Genomic DNA, 20034 nt, shown 5'->3' on the forward strand with positions numbered 1-20034 from the left:
AATCCAGTAAAGAATGCCCATAACGGGCATTCTTTTTTTGTGTGCTCTCCTAAACATTTGTTAAAAGTTACCGATGTAAAAACTACTAAAAATGAGGAGAGTGAATAGAAAACATGCTCACAAGCTGGAGGAAGTACATCCTTGCCGGCCTTATGATTTGTCTTGTGGCACCCGCAGTAACGAGAACGGAAATTGCTGAAGCGGATTCTCAAGTTTCTGTCCTGATGGTTTCAGACGCGCAAAAACTTGTCGGAAATAAATATGTTTACGGAGGCGAAGAGCCTGAGGACGGTTTTGACCCGTCCGGATTGATGCATTATCTTTTCACCAGGCAGAACATCCATCTGCCGAGAACGGTCAGTGATCAATGGAAGATTGGAACCGCCGTCAAAGAAAATGACCTTTTACCGGGAGATCTTGTGTTTTTCAAAAAGTCGGATTCAACACAAAACGCGCCCGTCCATGACGGTCTTTATATCGGAAACGGAGAGATGATACACAGTTCTCCGTCAGAAGGCGTAACCGTCACACGCTTTCAAAAAAGCAGTTATTGGATGAATTTATATCTTGGCGCAAAGCGGATGACAAAAGATCCGGAACTGGCTGATGACCCGATCGTTCAGGAGGCAGCCCGTTACCTCGACATTCCGTATGTATTCGGCGGAAGCACGCCCGAGGCGGGATTCGACTGTTCGGGGCTGGTCCAATATGTTTTTGAAAACAAGCTTCACATTTACCTGCCGAGATCAGCGGAACAGCAGTGGCTGGTCGGTGAGAAAATCAAACTGAGCGATATAAAGCCCGGGGACGTGATTTATTTCAGCGACACGTATAAAAAAGGAATTTCCCATGCGGGCATTTATGCGGGAGAAGGAAGGTTCATCCAAGCAAGCCGCTCCGCAAAAGTCACCATTTCTTACTTGTCGGAAGATTACTGGAAAAAACATTTTACGGGGGTGCGCCGATTCAGCAATTTAGCCATTTCTAAAGAAAATCCCGTTGTGTCCGCAGCTGCCGATCATATCGGAATTTCTTATCTGAAAGGCGGCGTTTCACCGGAAACCGGCTTTGATACGGCGGGATTTGTTCAATACATCTATCAAAAAGCGAAAGGAATCAGCCTGCCGCGTTATGCGGACAAGCAGATGCAGGCGGGCGTTCCGGTCGATAAACAAGATCTGAAGCCCGGCGATCTGGTCTTCTTTAAAGCGGAAAGCCTGAATCCGGCCATTTATATCGGGAACGGACAAGTGATTCATGTCACCGTGTCCGCAGGCGTTACCATAACAAATATGAACACAAGCGCTTATTGGAAGGACAAATATGCGGGCGGCATCCGGCTTCCGTAAAAAAAGACGTCAGAGAGTGTCTCTGACGTCTTTTTCTCTTACCGTTTCGGCGCTCTGTATCCGGCCGCTACCGCATCCTCTACGGAACAGAACATTTCCGCGGGATCTGTCGTCCGGTCGTAGTATGTACTTCCCGGCGTGTGATAAATGCCGTTCCGGCTGCCTTTAATGTCGCATCCCTGTGAGGTGCCGGCTGCTTTCGTTTCGGCATGTCCGCCGGAGGAAGGGGCGTTGTTTTGCGCCGTTTCCGCGTTTTCGGATGTTTTTGTTTCTGCTTTCTGCCGCTTTAAAGTTTTATTTTTTGACTGAAGCGTTTCAGCGGTCTTTTCGAGCTTCTTTTGTGAATTTTTTAATTTCTCATTGTCTTGTTTGAGTGATTTGTTTGTTTTTTTCAGCTCGCTTATCTCTTGGCTGAGTTTGCTGAGTTTTTCTTCATTGCCGGCTTCGGCTTCGGATTTCTCCTTTTCTGCCGCGGCACTGATGCTTTCATATTTTTTCTCAAGCGCCTGGTGTTCCTTCGTCAATTTTTGATAAGCGGTATCAAGGGTGCTGTATTTCTCCTCTGCCTTCACGGCCGAGGCGTCCGGCTCTGCGAGGGAGGCGCCGGTCAGAAGCAGGATAAATCCGCCGATGAGAAGGGGCCAAAACAGCTTTTTTGAAAAACGTTTTTCTTTTTTGGCAGCTTTGCATATGAGATGGAAAATTCCGTATCCGACTGCGCAGAGAAAAGCTAAACATCCTATAATAGCGATTGCATTCGACATCATGAAACTCCTTTTTTCTTTATCTTACAATTTATTTTCATTTTTGGGAATTTGTTTTTTGGGAAACGTGAAAAGCCAGGCCGTGAAAGACCTGGCTTTTTCCTTTTATTGATCGTTGTCGAGAAGCCGGTTGATGAAATATGCGACGCCGTTTTCATCGTTGCTTTTTGTAATATACGTGCTTTTTTCCTTCAGTTCATCAATCGCATTGCCCATGGCGATGCGGTTTCCCGCCGCTTCAAACATGGAGAAATCATTCGGGCTGTCGCCGATGGCGTAAATATCCTGTTTTTCAATTCCGTACAGTGAGGCAAGCTCCGTCAGAGCACGTCCCTTTCCGGAACCGGCAGGGAGGATTTCGATAATGTGTTTTCCGGAAGATGTCTGGGATAATTTCGTATGATGTGTAATTTCTTCTTTGGCGTTTCTCAGTTTTTCCATATCAAAAGAGAAACAAAGAAGCTTGTAAACATGTTCGTCTCCGTTAAAAATCGCCTGTATATCCTGTACGGGTTTAATGCCGAATTGTTTGAACTGCGTCTTTGCGCCCTCCCATAATGTCTGAATATCTTCCTTAGGATTGGCGCTTTTCAGAATATCCAGTTCTGCCTGCAGTTTGGACTCGCCGTCAAATGGGGACAGCAGATGATCATCTGTATAGACCTCAAAGTAAATGTCTTTGTCCGTTAAATAAGCGGCTATATCCTTCCCGGCCTGCTGATCCATTAAGAGCCGGCTGACGAGGCGGTATCCTTTGTCATGGACTGTCCCGCCGTTTGCCGCAATGATCGGAATATCCAAATCCTTCAAGAGCGCTTTTACATCAAACGTGGCTCTGCCCGTGCAGATGGCCACGAGAATGCCCGCTTCATCCGCTCTTTGTAAAGCCGCTCTGTTTTCCGGAGAAATCACACTGTCCGAGTTCAGTAATGTGCCGTCTAAGTCAATGGCTATCAATTTCATATGTATGGATGCCCTCCTTAAAAATAAAGCTGCTTCATGTAGTATGTTCAGCTTTGTGCGAAATCAGCAGAAAGCCTTCAGTTAAAAGGCTATACCTTCATGTCCTTTTTTTCAACAGAAAAACGGCGGGGTTTCTAAAACCCCGCCGTGACATCTTACGCGTCTAAATCATTTTTTAATTTTGTTTTTACTTCTTGAAGGTTTTCCTCATTCAGCTTGAAGTAATAAATATTTTTGCCGTACTGAGGAGTGTAAATATAGCTGTCTGAACCTGTCAGCTGCAAAGAATCCACCGATTTCAGCGATGTGATAAACGGGAACAGACCGATGGCGTCATTAAGAGATAAGTTCATTTTTAAGTTTTTCCCTAAGCTGTCGACGATATCATCATAAGATGGGATCGAGCTTAACGATTTAGATTTTTTAATAATGGCGCTCAGCACTTCCATCTGTCTTTGTCCGCGCATCAGATCGGTGTCCGCTTTGCGTGTTCTTACATAAGCCAGCGCCTGCTCACCGTCAAGCGTCTGGACGCCCGGCTTCAGCACGACTTTTCCTTTTGTATCGACTTTAATACGATCGGCAATTTTCTGGTTTTTCACATTTACCGTAACGCCGTTCAACTCATTGACGACATCGCGGAACGCGTCGAAGTTGCTCTCAACCACATAATCTACCGGAATATCAAGCATGTTTTCTACTGTTTTATAAGTTAAATTATAACCGCCGTAAGCATGTGCGTGCGCGAATTTGTCATAGCCGTGTCCCGGGATGTTGACATAGGAATCCCGCGGAATGCTGAGCATCGTCGCTGTTTTCTTTTTCCGGTTGAAGGTGACCAGCACGTTGGCGTCACTTCTTGCGTCATCTACTGATTCGCCCTTATTGTCACGGGCGTCTATTCCTAAAAGCAATACGGTGAAAGAATCCTTCTTCGGGTCAAATTCTTTGATCCGTTTTACGGACTGGTCGCCGCGGTCAAGGCTGACGTGCGCTTCTTTGGTCGCATTATTCAATTTCACAAATGCGTAGGTGCCGACGGAACCGGCGATCACCAATAAGAAAGCGGCGAATACCAGTACAAATTTCACCCATTTTCTGAGGCGTCTTTTCTTTTTTCTGCGTTGAGATCGTTCTTCCATATCATTACCTCTCGTTTCTATTCTTTGTGAAGCGTACCATAATTGTTGACTTGGAGCAACTCTGCAAATGAGAAAATTCCAAATCTTTCTCTCTATTTCGACAACATCTACTGTTATTTTTGCATCAGGTTCACATTATATTGGACGGCAGGAAGCGGGAAATGTTTCGTCGCTTTGTAAAAAATAATTAGTAAAATAATGGATATTAACGGTGCGGAAGGTTTGAAACGGACGGAAACAGGTAAAAGAAGCAGTAGAACAATTCCGCGCGGATACAGCGTTGGATGAAGGGAGTCTACATAACATGAAAAGCATACACTCGAATAAATGGCTCTATTTTTTCGGCGCACTCGGCGGCGCGTTATACGGATATGATACCGGAGTCATTTCCGGAGCTATTTTATTTATGAAAAAAGAACTGGGACTGAACGCCTTTACAGAAGGCCTCGTCGTCAGTTCGTTATTGGCGGGGGCGATTCTCGGATCGGGATTCGCCGGCAAACTGACCGACCGGTTCGGCAGGCGGAAGGCCATCATGGGAGCGGCGCTGCTGTTTTGTATAGGCGGTTTAGGAGTCGCTTTTGCCCCGAATACAGAGGTGATGGTTCTTTTCCGGATCATTCTCGGACTGGCTGTCGGAACATCTACAACGATCGTTCCGCTCTATTTATCGGAGCTGGCTCCGAAACATAAACGGGGGGCGCTTTCTTCGCTGAATCAGCTGATGATTACGGTCGGAATCCTCGTTTCTTATATCGTGAACTATATATTTGCCGATGCAGGCGCTTGGCGCTGGATGCTTGGACTTGCGGTTGTGCCGTCAGTCATTCTGCTGATCGGAATCTTATTTATGCCGGAAAGCCCGCGCTGGCTGTTTACGATCGGCAAAGAAGAGAAAGCAAGAGAAATCCTTTCATCATTGCGGGGAACGAAGAATATTGATGATGAGATTGATCAGATGAAAGAAGCGGAAAAGGAAAACGAAGGCGGCTTGAAAGAATTGTTTGAGCCGTGGGTGAGACCCGCGCTGATTGCCGGCCTCGGACTTGCCTTTTTGCAGCAATTCATCGGGACAAATACAATTATTTATTACGCCCCTAAAACATTTACCAGTGTGGGGTTCGGCAATTCCGCGTCTATATTGGGAACGGTCGGAATCGGCGCCGTCAATGTCATCATGACGCTTGCGGCTATTAAAGTCATTGATAAAATTGGCCGGAAGCCGCTGCTGCTGGCCGGAAATGCGGGCATGGTCATCAGTCTGCTCGTATTGGCCGCGGTCAATCTTTTCTTTGAACATTCAGCAGCCGCATCATGGACAACGGTGATTTGTTTAGGCCTGTTTATCATTGTATTTGCGGTCAGCTGGGGGCCTGCTGTGTGGGTCATGCTTCCTGAATTATTCCCGCTGCATGTCCGGGGTATCGGGACGGGTGTCTCCACTTTAATGCTGCATGCCGGAACATTGATTGTCTCATTAACCTATCCGATGTTAATGGAAGCAGTCGGCATCAGCTATTTATTTCTCATTTATGCCGCGATCGGGATACTGGCATTCCTGTTCGTCCGGTTTAAAGTGACCGAGACGAAGGGGAAAAGCCTTGAAGAAATTGAGCAGGATCTGAAAAGCCGTAACGGAGGCTCGGGATCAGAATCAAATCGGCGGACAGTTCATCCGTAATATTCAGTTTTAGGGGGCGGTTATTCACCGGCCCCTCAAAACGGATGCCGTGCGGGCGCCCGGTCACATAAATGACGGGGATATGTCATACGTTGTATAAAGTCACGATAAAGGCGGGGATGCCGGTGAAAACGAGTATTATTATCCTTACATATAATGAACTTGAGCTGACGAAAAAATGTCTGGCCAGCATTGAACGATACACCGACAAAGATAAGATTGAACTGATTATAGTTGACAACGGTTCCTCAGACGGAACGAGAGAATACATATCAAATCTGCCTGACGTCAAAGTCATCCTAAATGAAAAAAACCTCGGGTTCGCCAAGGGGTGCAACCAGGGTATCGAAGCGGCAGGGGGAGAAAATCTGCTGTTTCTGAACAACGATACGATGGTCACGAAAAATTGGCTCACCTCCATGCTGAGGGTGCTGTATCAATCTGAAAAAACCGGTATGGTCGGGCCCGTCAGCAACTATGTCAGCGGTGCGCAAATGATCCATAACGCATATCAATCGCTTGATGAGCTGGAGTCATTCGCGGAGGCGTATTGCGCACGGGAAAAGCATCATACAAAGCGGGTGCTGCGCCTTGTCGGTTTCTGTCTTCTGGTGAAAAAAAGCGTCATTGAAGACATCGGCCCGTTCGATGAGCAATTCGGATACGGTTCTTTTGAAGATGATGACCTATGTCTGCGCGCCCTCCAAAAAGGCTACAGCCTGCACATCGCCCTCGATGCCTTTGTGCATCACCACGGGCATGCGACGTTTACGGCTAATCAGGATATCAATATCAATCAGTTATATTCGGAGAACCGCCAGCGTTTTACGGAAAAATGGGGCACTGATTTTACGTACTTTACTCATCCGAGACCGGAAATTGCGGAGCTCGTTCCCCGGGAGGCGAAACGGATACTTGATGTCGGCTGCGGCGCGGGGGCTACGGGGCTGGAACTTCAAAACAGACAGCCTTGCGAACTGTACGGAATAGAACTGCACCCGCTGGCGGCGCAAGCGGCAAAAGGACACTATGAAGCGGTGCTGCAGGAAGATGTCGAAGAAGTGAAGCTGCCTTATCCGGAAGGCTTTTTTGATTGCATCATTTTCGCGGACATCCTCGAGCACTTAAAAGACCCGTGGCGCGTCATTGAAACGTACTCATCCTATTTGTCGCCTGCCGGATCAATCGTTTGCAGCATTCCGAATATTTCCCACGCCGAAGCGCTGTTCCCGCTTCTGCTCGGTGACTGGACATACAGAGACGCCGGTATTCTCGACCGCACCCACTTGCGGTTTTTTACGCCGCAGACGGTGCGCACGCTCTTTCCGGAAGAGACATTTGACGTGAAAAAGCAGTCCTATACGTATGTTCACGTGGATGAGCGGGTGCAGCTGTTTTTACAGGAAATCACACGAATGGCGCAATCGATGCAATTTCCGGTGACACAGCTGCCCGAACAAAGCCGGATTTATCAGATTCTCCTCCGTGTCGAAAAAAAACGCTGAAGGCTACCGTCCCATCGTTCCGAAGTTGGTAATCTGAATGGAAACATCATAGTCAAAGGCCGCTTCGGAGAAGGTCTCATCCCAATGATGCTTTACTTTCTTCCAATAGTCGGGATATTGAATGCGGACTCTGTCAGAAAAGAATACAGGGTCCGTTTCATATTGATTCTGCAGCTTATCGATGACTTCTTTCACATCGCTTTTCAGTTTTTTTTCGAAAATCTTTTCCAGCCCGTTTAAATAGTGCTGATCGAATGAATCTTCTCCGGCATATTGGTCCTCTGACAAAAGTCCTTTTGTTTTTACCGCTACATGAAATGACAGCTTCCCGTTTTTCAGCCTGGGAGTGATGGCGGATGTTGATTTTTTGATCTCGAAGGTAATCGGGTGCCCCCCTTTATCCAAAGCGGGCAGCACGCCGCCCCGTATCGTCCCCATCAGCCAATTCAGGCTCTGTATTTCGTATGATGACAGAAAGCCCGCCAATCTGTTTTGTTTTGCGTTTTTGATAATGGCCGCTCCGTCATACACCGTTTTTCCTTTTTGATTGCTGACGGCCTGAATGAGAAAACTGAGTTTATTATGGCAGTAAATCGAAGCTCTCCCGATTCGGAGCGGTTTTAAAATCTTCCCGTTGTAGCCGCCGTTGTTCGTAAGGTCGATCAGCTTTTCCGCGGCCATGGGCTGCTGCTGATTCGGCGTCGGCTCCGTCAGAATATCGGACGCTTTTCCTCTTGCCGCGAAGAGATAGCTGCTCCGCCGTAATTCATCATCGCGGATAAAATGATTCATCATCTGCAGTATATTTTGGTCGGCCAGCAATTTGTCGCTGAATATCAGCACTTTTAAGTGATCGCTGTAAACAGGCGGATCTTTTAAAGCGACTTCACTGACGGCTTCAAGAATGGTATCCCCCCGCGTCGTCACATTGACAAACACGGGCCGGCCGGAAGCCTGGCTGTTTTCGCTTTGGGGCAGCAGGTTTTGATAGGTTAATTTATATCGGCGGTCACTCGTCTCGTCTATCGCCAGCCCCCGGGCGAAAGACAGCTTTTCGACTTCCTTCGCGTCCCAGCATCCTGAAAGCGTCATCAGTATGAAAAGCGCCGCCGCCCATTTTATGAAAAGTGTCATGACGTCTTTTTCCTCCCGGCTATTTTTTTCATCCAGCTGACAAACCAGATGAGAAAAGGAATCATAATGACGGCAAAAAACGCATATCCGAGAATATTCGCGAATGCAAACACACTGTTGATATCATCGGGGTACATTGAAAGGCCGAATGTCACTGCCAATAAGCCTCCCAGCAGCCAGGCATTGTTTTTATTTTTCAGTTTGAAAATGGTGTTTAATCCGAGATGCGCCCCTTTAAAAGAACCGAGCATACAGGTGAACTGCTGGCATGTCCACGTAATTAAAAGAAAGATATCAAACCGCTCTATGAAAATGCCCCGGATTTCCAAGGCATGAATCAGGGAAATGGTCGGATACGTCACCGTTTTGGCTTCAGCGACCGACATACAGCCGATGACGACAAGCAGCGTAAAGCTGTAAAAAATGCTCGCGCCTGCGATGCCGAAGACAGCCGCCTTTTTCGCCTGCTTCGGGTTTTTCATAAACGGCACCAGATAAAGAATCACCTCAAGTCCCGAAAAATACAGAAGGGTCCGCGGAAACAGCTCAAAAAAGCTTTTGTAGCCTCCTTCCATGACCGGGCGGACGAAATCCAGCTTAAAAAGTCTCAAACTGAATATGAGCAGCGTAATCAGAATGACGATCGCAATCGGAAACAGATAGGCATAAAGCTTTGAAATGGGATAGACCCCGCCGGTCACATGGTAAATGCCGACCGCCAGAAAGATGAATATGACGACACCCATCGGCGTATTTTTCAGTAAAAAGTAATTGATGACTTCACCGAGAAAACGGGCTTGAAAACAGACGGTGACGACAAAATAACAGCTGATGAATAAATTCAGAAGAGAACCGATAGCGCGGCCCATGATGCTTTGATTCAGCTCATAAATGGTTTCCCCGCTGTTTTTCTGCAAAAACGGCATAAAGAGCAGGACGATGCCGATAAACACGACACTCTGCACAAGAATAATGATCCATCCGCTCGGACTGTCCGCTGTTGCGGCGGAGCGCGGCAGTGTTAACACGCCCGCTCCGATCATTGTTCCGCTTACCATGAGAAGTGTCTGCATAAACGACAGCTTGTCTTCCGGTTTTTTCATGGGGATCACCTTTGCTTGATTTTATCTTTCGTCTCTTTTCTGGTCGGCCGTTTTTTCAAAAGAGGCGTCGGCAGTCTGACGATCGTATCTTTTAAGTCTTGGCCAGGCTGCGCCATGATCGGAATAAGATAGTCCTGACCGAAGCTTTTCAGGCGCATCAGATGGCCGATGACAAGCAGATAGCACATGATCAGTCCGTATAAACCTAATATCGCCGACAGAATCATTGAAAAAATACGGATGAGCCTCAGCGGAAAATTGAACGCATAGGAGGGCGCCGTAAAAGAAGCCAACGCCGTAACGGATACGACAATGACCATCATCGCGCTGACAATATTCGCCTGAACGGCGGCCTGTCCGATCACCACGCCCCCGATCAGGCCGATCGTCTGTCCGATCGGCTTCGGCAGCCTGAGTCCGGCTTCTCTGATCATCTCGATCGTAAAAATCATGATGAACGCTTCAACAAAAGGAGGGAACGGGACATTCAATCTGCTTCCGGCAATCGTAACCGCCATTCTCGTCGGTAAGAGCCCCGTGTGAAACGTAACGAGCGATATGTAAAGGCCGGGTAAATAAATCGTGATTAAAATGCATGTATACCGAAGCAGCCTGAGAAAGGTAACCGGAACCCACCGCTGATTATAATCGTCAGGGGAGTGGATAAATTCATCAACGGTAGCCGGCACCAAAAGGGTAAAAGGCGTTCCATCTACAAGAATGGAAACCCTTCCTTCCAAAAGAGCGCCCATAACCCGGTCGGGCCGTTCGGTCGTCAAGACGGTCGGGAAAATAGAATACGTGTTATCTTCAATAAGCTGCTCGATCGCTCCTGATTCGGGAATGTCGTCAATGGTGATGGACTCCAGTCTTTTCATCACTTCTTTTACAACATCATCAGGGGCAATATCCCGAATGTAGGCAACGGCGATCCGCTTTTTTGTCCGTTCGCCGAGTGTGATCTCTTTGATCTGGAGGTTGGGATCACCGGACTGCTCGCGCAAAAGCGCCGTGTTCGTCCGAAGCTTTTCGACAAAACCTATCCTCGGCCCCCGTTCAAGCACTTCTGAAGACGGTTCTTCAATATCACGCATTTTAAATGTTTCCGTCTCAAACGAAAGAGCTTCCTCCCACCCCTCCGCCAGCAAAACCGATTTGCCGGAGAAAATGTCTGCCTCCGCGTCCTTAAGTGAAGAAAGCCGGGTATGACGATAGCCGAAAGAGATGGATGACGGCGGTGTTTCAGCCGGTTCCTCTTGATGCCGGGCGGCCGCCTGCACGGGCGAAATAATATATTCTGCAAGCAATTGATTGTCGGTCAGTCCGTCTATATAGATAAGACAGGCGTCACATTTGCCGTTTCCGTACGTAAACGAATAAAACATCATGTCATCGCTTTGGCCGAACCGTTTTTTCAGCGCTTCAAGGTTTTTGCCGAGCTCCGCATGTATCGTCACAATGTTCCCCCCTTTCCATCAGTTATTTTAATTTGCGACAAACAAGGCATTTTATTCTGGAATAGGAAATGGCTGAGCATTCCGCCCCATCCGAATGGTATAATGAGCAGGTCAGCCATTTTATACATATTGTTTTTAACCGCGGCTCCCTCCGTGTTTTAAAAAAGACACAGGGGGAATGGGATATGAGCCGCTTTTTAAGGGGAGGGGAACGAACATGACGCAAGAGCCGATTTTTTTACAGCCTGTATGTAAAGAAAAACTATGGGGCGGCACGCTATTACGCGAACGATTCGGATATGACATACCTTCAGAAACAACCGGCGAATGCTGGGCGATATCAGCCCATCCGCACGGAATGAGCACGGTCAAAAGCGGTCCGTATCAAGGGAAAACCTTGATGGAACTGTGGGATCAGCATAGAGAATTATTCGGCGGAACGGAAGGGGACCGGTTTCCGCTGCTGACGAAAATACTGGACGTCAAACATCATCAGTCTGTTAAAGTCCATCCTGACGATTATGACGCCGAGGAGCATGGACAGGGTGAAACGGGGAAGTCTGAGTGCTGGTACATTATCGACTGTAAAGAAAATGCGGAAATCATATACGGTCACACGGCCCGTTCGAAAGCGGAACTTGTCACCATGATTAACAGCGGTGACTGGGAAGGCCTGCTGCGCCGTGTGAAAATCAAACCCGGCGATTTTTATTATGTGCCGAGCGGAACCATCCATGCCATTTGCGCGGGGGCGCTCGTGCTTGAAACACAGCAGAATTCAGAGGCCGCCTACCGGATATATGATTACGGGCGTACAGATCAAAACGGCCAGGCGCGTGAGCTGCATATCCGCGATGCCGTCAACGCCGCCACCGTTCCTCATGTGGACGGATTTTTAGATGAATCAACTGAAACGAGAAAAGGCGTCACCATCAAAACCTTTGTGCAGGGAGAATATTTTTCTGTATACAAATGGGATATCAGCGGGACGGCGGAAATGACCCAGGACGCTCCGTTTATGCTGTGCAGCGTCACAGAAGGAAGCGGCTCCATCCTCTGTGAAGGCAAGTCCGCCAAGCTTGAAAAAGGCGCGCATTTCATACTGCCGGATCAGATGCCTGACTTTACGATAAACGGAGATTGCACGATCATCGTTTCTCATATATAAAACCAAACTTAATCCCAGCTCTGGGATTAAGTTTTTTTTATTTGGAAAATTGGGTGATTTCTCTCTGTAAAAATGAAGAAGGCCGGCCGATAAATAAACTAGTTTGATAGAAACCAATTGAATCAGAAAGAGGAGAAGGAATGAAAAAGAGATTCGTTGCACCTATGTTATTGTCCGCCGTTTTCCTTGTCTTTTGCACCCTTACACAGCCCGCAGAGGCCGCATACAGCGACTACTCCGTTTACGAGCTGGAAACGAAGCAGCAATTTGCTTCTGAGAACGAGGCGCTTCAAGCGGCAGCGAAATTGAAAAAGGATACGGGGTGGCAGGCTGACGCAAAGAAAGCCGGAAATACGCCGCTCACTTATCAAATCTCAGCTTCAGGATTACACGATGAAACGGATGCGAAAACCGTGCTGAAAGATTTTACGAAGCAGACGGGCGTGGCCGGCACTTACAGCGCAAGCGGAAGCAAACTGCCGTACGTGACCGTCACATCAGGCGTTCTATCAGACGAGCGGCAGACGAAAAATCTTCTTGCCGAACTGACGAAAAAAACGGGCGTGACCGGCGCCGTCAAGCCGGCGGGGACAAAACAGCCGTACATGCAGGTCGTGACTGCTGAGATGGCGGCCGAAGCGGACGCAAAAGCGCTCTCGCAAGCGTTGACGAAGCAGACGGGCGTGAAAGCGTCATACCGTCAGATCAAACGGGAAACAGCCCGGTTTCAGATCCAATCAGGAACAATCTCCGGCGATCAAAAAGCCGCTCAAATCCAAACTGATTTTCAAAAGGAAACAGGATTGCAGGCGTCGCTGAAAGTCACGGCAAAGGCCAGTCCGAATATCACCGTGACAGCCTCTGACATTTCAAATGCAAATGATGCGGCAGGTTTAGCGAAACAGCTGCAGCAGAAAACGGGCGTCAAAGGGAATGTTCAAAAGTATGCCCATAGCAAAACAGCAACCGTGTACAACGTGCAGTCAGGATATTTTAACGGAGTAAGCGCCGTACAAAATGCTATCACCCAAATCAAGAAGAATACGGGTGTCAGCGGAAACTATCAAAAAGCCGGCAAGAAAAATAATTACACGGTCGCGATGAGCGGACTGACGGCTAAGCAGCTGCAAAGTGTTCAAGCTTTCTTTAAAAAGAAAAAATGGCATTGCGACGCATCGCCTGTCAAAAAGACAGCATCAGTGTCCGTTTATCGGATCACGGCAGGGCAGCTTACCGCTGCACAGGCAGATCAAGCGGAGGCGTTTTTCCGCCAGCAGCATGTAAAGACGGCAAGAACAGCGGCGGGAAAAACAGCAGAAAACGAATATCAGCTGCTTTCTCAGCAGACGGCAGACCAGTCGAGGATAAAAAAAGGATTGAATCTGCTGGCGGGATATAAACTGACCGCCATTTCAAAAACAATATCCAAGCAGACGGACACAACGTACGAAGTCACAACCGAATCACTGCTTGATACGGCAAAGATCAATCGTTCGCTGGACTTTTTCAAAGGGAAAAAAGTATCCGCCTCCGCACAGAAAACAGGTGAAGCAGCGTATACACAATTCAGAATTGAAACGGCACCGCTGCTTAAAAAGGAAGACATTGACCGCGTGACTGCTTTTTTCAAGCAAAACAAAGCGGCCGGCACTGTGAAGGAGACGGGGAAAACCGGCTCTGCACAGTACGTCATCAAAACCGAAACATTCAGCAGTAAAACCGTTTTAAATAAAAGTATGAGCTTTTTCAGCGCCAAACAATTACAGGCCGGCTATACGAGTGAAAGCCATCCGGTTTATGAACTCCGCATTCGCGATCAATTCACGGGAGCGCAGTCAGCGGACGCCGCCTCCCAAAAGCTGAAAAAGCTGTACGGATGGACGATGGCTATTTTGAAAATAAAAAACGGACCGCAAATCATGAATACCAATTACAACATCTCGCTGGCAGATATGGTCAAAAAACAAATGACAGTCAGCCCGCAGACTGATGCCGCGGCTTATGCATCGCTTACGTACATCAATACGGCCTCCGGAACGGTCACAGCCGACGTCCTGAACGTCCGGTCAACCCCGGAAGTCAGCTCCGGCAATATTATCGGGCAGTTGAAAAAAGGCGATAAAGTCAGCATCACAGGCCAGACAAACGGCTGGGCCAAACTCAGCATGGGCTGGAGAAACGCCAGCAGTGACGAAGTCGGGCAGTATGTCAATCCGGCTCACTTCGCACAAGACAGCAAGTATTACTTTCAATTTCTGAAGCTCTCTCAGACAGCCGGACTGAACGCATCGGAACTGAATCAAAAAGTGCTGGTCAATAAAGGAATACTGACAGGGAAAGGCCAGGCCTTTATTACAGCCGCCGGCAAATACAGCATCAATGAAGTGTATTTGATTTCGCATGCTTTGCTTGAAACTGGCAATGGCACGTCAGAGCTTGCGAACGGCATTATGTATAATGGTAAAAAGGTTTACAACATGTACGGCATCGGGGCTTATGACAGCAACCCGAATTACTACGGCGCACAATACGCGTATAATCAAGGCTGGTTTACTCCGGAAGCCGCGATTATCGGCGGAGCCCAATTTATCGGTGCGTCTTATATTCACAATCCTTCATACGAGCAGGATACGCTGTATAAAATGAGATGGTCTCCAGCCGCGGCCCATCAGTATGCGACAGACATCGGCTGGGCGTATAAGCAGGTAAACCGCATGTACAGCTTATACTCACTGCTGGATGACTATACGCTTTACTATGATGTTCCCGTGTATATGAAAGTATAAAAAAAGGGCTGAAGTGTATGCTTCAGCCCTTTCTTCATGCAAAAAACACCCGCTGTCGGATTCAGGCAGGTGCTTCAGCACAATTCTTCATTTTTGTTTCCGCAAATTTCAATAACGCTTCACTCGAATTCCCATCTGAATACATATTCCATTTGTCCGAGAACCGCTTCATTTCTTCTGCACGAAATGGCTTTTTCGTCATTTCCTCCAGAAGGGCTTCGCTGTCATGACAAGCCTTTCCGGGGATGACGGACGTATAATTGTCGATTAAACCGCGCTTTTGATCATATTCTTCCAGATCATACGTGAAAAAGAAAATCGGTTTATTTAAGAGCGCGAATTCAAAAGGCACGGAAGAGTAATCCGTAATTAAAATATCAGCCGCTTTCAAGAGATCATGAAGACGCATGTCAGACACGTTCTTGATCAGTTCGCTTTCAAACGAAGCCGAAATCTGATGCAAAACGGCAGGGTGAAGCTTTACAAGCAGCATATACTCTCCGTTTAACGCGTTTGTGAGCTGTTCTTCGGTGAATGGCAGCCGGAAGGATTGCATATCATAATCTCTGAATGTCGGTGCGTACAGGATGATTTTTTTCGGCCATTTGTGCTTCAGTTCCGGCTTGTGTTCTTCATAATAGTCGTCAGTCAGGGGGACACCCGTTTTTAACAGCTGGCCGTCCCGTATGCCGAACGACTTTTTAAAAACGTCAGCCATCGCGTCTGAACCGACGGTGACAAAGTCAAACGAGCGGTACACTTTTTTAAACCGGCTGATATCTGATGCCGGACGGTTTTGATTCGTCACATCCTCAAGGCCGAACTTTTTCAAAGAGCCGTTCGCATGCCACACTTGAATGCATGTCGTTTGCGGCCGGCGGTTTAAGACGCTTGTCATGAGGAAATAGTTATCCGTTATCACCACTTTGCTCTTAAAAAGGATCAAAACAGCCTTCAAAAGATGCAGCGGATGTTTTTCGTTCAGATAAAAAGAGCCGATACCTTCCAGCTCTTTTTTCAGACTGACGGCATGTCTCGTATACAAAACCGTCATTTCATAAGAAAGCGATTCAGCGTGCGCTTTGTAAGAACGGATGAGAGCCTGCGCATTCTCTTCAAAAGATACCAGCAGGGTCAGATGGTTCTTGGGCTTTACAGGCTTGAACAAAACGCCGAGAACAGACAGATATATAGAATAAAAAGCGGCGAATAAAGATCGCAAGTTCATAGATTACCAATCTCTTTTGCTGTTTTATTTGTTTAAAGCTGTTTCGTTTGATCTTCTGCCTGCTTGGAATACAGGCTTTTATTTGATTTATTATTTCTCAAAACGGTAAAAGCATACTTCGGAATGTTCAGCATCCTTTTCCATCTCCACGGATTCGTCACCAGTCTGTACAGCCATTCCAGATTCGTTTTGATCATCCATTCAGGGGCGCGTTTCACCGTTCCGCTGAACACATCAAAGCTTCCGCCCAAACCGATCGATACAGCCTGAGGGAAAAGATGTTTGTATTCATAAATAAATTGTTCCTGATGGGGATATCCTAAGGCGACAAACACGAGATCGGGTTTCGCCCGGGAAATCTGTTTGGCGACGAAGCGTTTATCCGCTTCATAACCGTTGCTGGCTCCGACAACCTCAATATTCGGATACTCTTTGCTGATCCGGTTCAAAACGGCGTCAAGCACGTCTTGCTTAGCTCCGTATAAAAATATTTTTTTAGACTGCCGGTTTGCGAGGCCGAGCAGCGCAAGAAACACATCGAATCCCGCAATTCTTGATTTCAGCGGGTGCTGCGTCAAACGTGACATTAACACGACGCCGATACCATCCGGCAGGACGAAATCCGCGGAAGAAATGACTTGATGATAACCTTTGTCTTTCGCCGCAGCGTATCCGATCTCAGGATTGACCGTCGCAATGACGGCTCCTTGCTTTTGTGCGATATAATAAGTGTCTAAATATGAAATAAACTCCTGTAAATTTCCATTAACGTAAGAAAGGTTGTGCACCATTTCAGTCTGCATCTGCCGTCCTCCTTTTTGTACGGGATTTTCTTTCACTTTTTCGTGACTTAGGCTAAGCTTTATTTTAACATAATACCTTCAGATAAACTTAACAATAGTTTTACAAAAATATAAATAAGATAACAATTTCTTTAATCATACGCGCAAAAACCCTGCTAAACTCCTATTGTAATAACATTTGTTAATAAGTGGATTTTAACTTCGTTTTACATTGGCTTAACCTTTTCAGGGCTATGTGATATAATGAGGTTCCATGAGTACGAAATTGGCACTTTAGTGATTAAGGATACAGCTGCGCAGCATTTCAGGGCAGTTGCTTGTTATACGTATGATGATAGAAAGGAGCTTTTGTTTCATGAAGAAGGTCATTACTTACGGTACGTTTGATTTACTGCATTGGGGTCATATTAAACTGCTTGAGCGCGCAAAGCAGCTTGGAGATTACCTTGTTGTTGCCATCTCAACAGACGAGTTCAACCTGCAAAAACAAAAAAAGGCCTACCACAGCTATGAACACAGAAAGCTGATTCTGGAAACGATCCGTTATGTCGACGAAGTCATTCCGGAAAACAGCTGGGATCAAAAAGTACGTGACGTAGCGGATCACAACATCGACGTGTTCGTAATGGGAGACGATTGGGAAGGCAAATTCGATTTCCTTAAAGATCAATGCGAAGTCATCTACCTCCCTAGAACCGAAGGCATTTCCACCACACAGATTAAAAAAGAAATTGCCGGGGTGTAATACGGAAATATAATAGATTGAGTGAAAAACCATCAAAGTACTTCTTATTTATTGATAAGAAGTACTTTTTGATGCTTAAATTGGTTTTGCTAATTTAATCTGCGGGAATAGTATTATTTTGCAGTGTTTTACTAAATTCATATGGTGAAAGGGAGAAAAAATTTGTCCAATCAGCCTATTAACTATAATAATGAGCTTCCCGATATGATGTATTATTTTATCTCAGGCGGACTGCCGGATAATTACGGCGGTCTGACCAAATCACTATTATTGCGTTCTAAACTATTCGGAGAAGAAAGCCAAAAGAAAACCGCCTTTCTTACTTTTAGATTTGATTTAGAGTTTGCTAGAAAAAAGAACGAGCTGTTTGAAAAGGGAAAAGCTGACTCTGAATACACTCAAGTTATAAACATGTATGATGACTTTTTAAGTAAAAAAACAAAAGGCAAGCGGATTTATTCGGAGAAAATTGAGCTGGATCAAATAAAAAGACATGTCAGCAAGGGGAAAGTAAGCAAGGCAATTTCAAAAATCTTCGGCAAATCATCAAATGATTATATTCTTTCCTATTATTCAGGCGGTGCGGCGGTGCGTTACGTAGACTATCTGAATGATGAGAAACAAGTAATCAAAAGAGAAGAATACAATAAAGAAGGAAAACCCGTCATTGTCTCTCATTTTGACACAAAGATTAATCAAATTTTCCTTCAGGAGTTTATCAACAGCGAAAGTGTCGTTTACCTGGAAAAACACTACATGTGGGACAGCCAAAGTGAAGAAGTGAAATTTACCCATTTTACGTGGTACACGGAGGAAGGTCCATTAACATTTAGAGATGAATCTGAGCTGCGCCGGTATTGGATAGACGTTCTTCAAAATGAAAACGATCAGCCTAAACTATTTCTGGTAGACAGCAGACCTCAGGACAAACATGTCTTCAGAGTGAAAAAAGCGCCGTCATCATATTATGCCGCGATTATTCACAATAAACATTATGGTGATAATAAATTCCAGATCAAAGGGCGTTATAAAGAAGTTTTTGGCCAGATGAATAATCTGGATGCTGTATTTTTTATTACTGAGGAGCAGATTGCAGATTTCACCTTGATTACAGGGGAAAAAGAGACTTTCTTTTTTACGCCGCATACCATTAATAAACCGCTTGATGAAGAGGTACTGAACGTTCCGAGTGAACGAAATAAAGCGGTTATTATCTCAAGGCTTGCCGCAATGAAAAACCTGACGCATGCCGTTAAAGCGTTCAAACTTGTCGTAAATGAAATCCCGGATGCAAAACTGGAAATATTCGGGTCCGGAGAAGATACAGAAAAAATCAAAAAGGAAATTGAAGCTCAAAACCTCCAGAAAAATGTATTGCTGAAAGGCTACACGAATAACCCTGATTACGAGTTTCAAAAAGCGTGGCTGACAATTTCAACTTCTCACTTTGAAGGCTTCGGTCTGTCCAACATGGAAGCATTGAGCAACGGATGCCCTGTGGTAACTTACGATTATGATTACGGTGCCAGAAGCTTGGTAGAAGACGGAGTAAACGGCTATGTAATCGAGCAATATAATATAGAAAAATTAGCCGAGGCCATTGTCTCTTTAATGAGAGATGACAGCACTCATCAACAATTTTCACGTCAGGCCTTTAAAATGGCTGAGAAATACTCAAAACCAAATTATGTTAAAAATTGGTCATATGCTCTTTCCAAAATGATTGAAGTGAGAAAAGAAAAGGAACGGCTCGCTGAAAAAGCGGGTTCTAAAGAACAGCCGATTACATCCTTTGAAAATAACGGCACCGGATTGACGATCAGCGTTTCAGTGTGCGATCAGAATGATGGCTTTGAAAAAGTCAGACTGGTCGGGATTGATCGGAAAAACAAAGCTGAAATCATCTCCGTATCCGCTGATCAACCGGCTCAGCCGTTTACTATTGATTTTGAAAAGGATATCAAAAAAGAAAAAATCGATGCTAATCATACTTCGGTTCTTGACTTTTACATTCAGTTTGTAACAGCTGACCATATCAGTATTCTTAGAAGGGTATCCAGCCGTGAAGTTATTTTCGGCGAAAAGGAACGGTTTATGAATAACGGATATACTTTCGAACCTTATACGACTGTGAAAGGGAATTTCTCTATTAAGTTAAACAAAAAGGATCACATCGATTAAGTAAATCGGCAAAGTGAAGAGCTTT

15 protein-coding genes are annotated in these 20034 nt (G+C 46.1%); 7 read left to right on the top strand and 8 right to left on the bottom strand.

The features are described 5' to 3' along the window. Positions 1–113 precede the first annotated feature (113 nt). The gene (locus tag BR62_RS0102275; protein ID WP_032867475.1) at positions 114–1349 is read left to right on the top strand and encodes a C40 family peptidase; all 1236 of its coding nucleotides are present in this window, start codon (positions 114–116) and stop codon (positions 1347–1349) included. 38 nt (positions 1350–1387) lie between these two features. On the opposite strand, the gene BR62_RS0102280 is transcribed toward BR62_RS0102275, so the two are convergent. The 3 genes from BR62_RS0102280 to BR62_RS0102290 all read right to left on the bottom strand — a co-directional run bounded on the left by BR62_RS0102280 (position 1388) and on the right by BR62_RS0102290 (position 4218). Next, positions 1388–2113, bottom strand: coding sequence for a sunset domain-containing protein (locus BR62_RS0102280; protein WP_032867477.1), 726 nt, complete (start codon positions 2111–2113; stop codon positions 1388–1390). A gap of 105 nt (positions 2114–2218) precedes the next feature. Beyond that, positions 2219–3076 (bottom strand): Cof-type HAD-IIB family hydrolase, encoded by an 858-nt coding sequence (locus BR62_RS0102285; protein WP_032867479.1) that lies wholly within the window; start codon positions 3074–3076, stop codon positions 2219–2221. Positions 3077–3231: 155 nt separating this feature from the next. Next, positions 3232–4218 (bottom strand): LCP family protein, encoded by a 987-nt coding sequence (locus tag BR62_RS0102290; RefSeq protein ID WP_032867481.1) that lies wholly within the window; start codon positions 4216–4218, stop codon positions 3232–3234. Between the two features lie 304 nt (positions 4219–4522). Between BR62_RS0102290 and BR62_RS0102295 the strand changes: the two genes are divergently transcribed. Together BR62_RS0102295 and BR62_RS0102300 are read left to right on the top strand one after the other, a co-directional pair. Next, entirely contained in the window at positions 4523–5899 is a 1377-nt protein-coding gene (locus tag BR62_RS0102295; RefSeq protein WP_007407509.1) for a sugar porter family MFS transporter, read from the top strand. 92 nt (positions 5900–5991) lie between these two features. Beyond that, entirely contained in the window at positions 5992–7404 is a 1413-nt protein-coding gene (locus tag BR62_RS0102300) for a bifunctional glycosyltransferase family 2 protein/class I SAM-dependent methyltransferase (protein ID WP_080760386.1), read from the top strand. A 3-nt stretch (positions 7405–7407) separates the two neighbouring features. Here BR62_RS0102300 and BR62_RS0102305 read toward each other — a convergent pair whose 3' ends face one another. From BR62_RS0102305 to BR62_RS0102315, 3 genes are read right to left on the bottom strand one after another with little or no spacing between them, the layout of a single operon-like run. Beyond that, positions 7408–8538, bottom strand: coding sequence for a Ger(x)C family spore germination protein (locus tag BR62_RS0102305; RefSeq protein ID WP_032867485.1), 1131 nt, complete (start codon positions 8536–8538; stop codon positions 7408–7410). Continuing rightward, positions 8535–9641 carry a GerAB/ArcD/ProY family transporter gene (locus BR62_RS0102310; RefSeq protein ID WP_015240707.1) on the bottom strand — a complete coding sequence of 369 codons (1107 nt, stop codon included), beginning with the start codon at positions 9639–9641 and terminating at the stop codon, positions 8535–8537. Before BR62_RS0102310 ends, BR62_RS0102305 begins: the two co-directional genes overlap by 4 nt. 5 nt (positions 9642–9646) lie before the next feature. After that, entirely contained in the window at positions 9647–11098 is a 1452-nt protein-coding gene (locus BR62_RS0102315; protein ID WP_032869530.1) for a spore germination protein GerBA, read from the bottom strand. A 217-nt stretch (positions 11099–11315) separates the two neighbouring features. On the opposite strand from BR62_RS0102315, the gene manA reads away from it, so the two are divergent. Continuing rightward, complete coding sequence (gene manA, locus BR62_RS0102320) at positions 11316–12266, top strand: mannose-6-phosphate isomerase, class I (RefSeq protein WP_007407504.1); 951 nt, start codon at positions 11316–11318, stop codon at positions 12264–12266. Positions 12267–12406: 140 nt separating this feature from the next. Beyond that, positions 12407–15052: an N-acetylglucosaminidase gene (locus BR62_RS0102325; protein ID WP_007407503.1), complete on the top strand. Its 2646-nt coding sequence runs from the start codon at positions 12407–12409 to the stop codon at positions 15050–15052. A gap of 61 nt (positions 15053–15113) precedes the next feature. Here BR62_RS0102325 and BR62_RS0102330 read toward each other — a convergent pair whose 3' ends face one another. Both BR62_RS0102330 and BR62_RS0102335 read right to left on the bottom strand, forming a co-directional pair. Then, positions 15114–16280 carry a CDP-glycerol--glycerophosphate glycerophosphotransferase gene (locus BR62_RS0102330; RefSeq protein WP_032869531.1) on the bottom strand — a complete coding sequence of 389 codons (1167 nt, stop codon included), beginning with the start codon at positions 16278–16280 and terminating at the stop codon, positions 15114–15116. 32 nt (positions 16281–16312) lie between these two features. After that, entirely contained in the window at positions 16313–17083 is a 771-nt protein-coding gene (locus BR62_RS0102335; RefSeq protein ID WP_007407501.1) for a WecB/TagA/CpsF family glycosyltransferase, read from the bottom strand. A gap of 355 nt (positions 17084–17438) precedes the next feature. On the opposite strand from BR62_RS0102335, the gene tagD reads away from it, so the two are divergent. Further along, positions 17439–17828, top strand: a complete 390-nt coding sequence (gene tagD, locus BR62_RS0102340; protein WP_003151361.1) for a glycerol-3-phosphate cytidylyltransferase — start codon at positions 17439–17441, stop codon at positions 17826–17828. A 162-nt stretch (positions 17829–17990) separates the two neighbouring features. After that, complete coding sequence (locus BR62_RS0102345) at positions 17991–20009, top strand: alpha-glucosyltransferase N-terminal domain-containing protein (RefSeq protein ID WP_032869533.1); 2019 nt, start codon at positions 17991–17993, stop codon at positions 20007–20009. Positions 20010–20034 lie beyond the last annotated feature (25 nt).

Origin of the sequence: Bacillus sp. UNC69MF (genome assembly GCF_000746035.1) — a bacterium.
Taxonomy (GTDB): Bacteria; Bacillota; Bacilli; order Bacillales; family Bacillaceae; genus Bacillus; species Bacillus velezensis.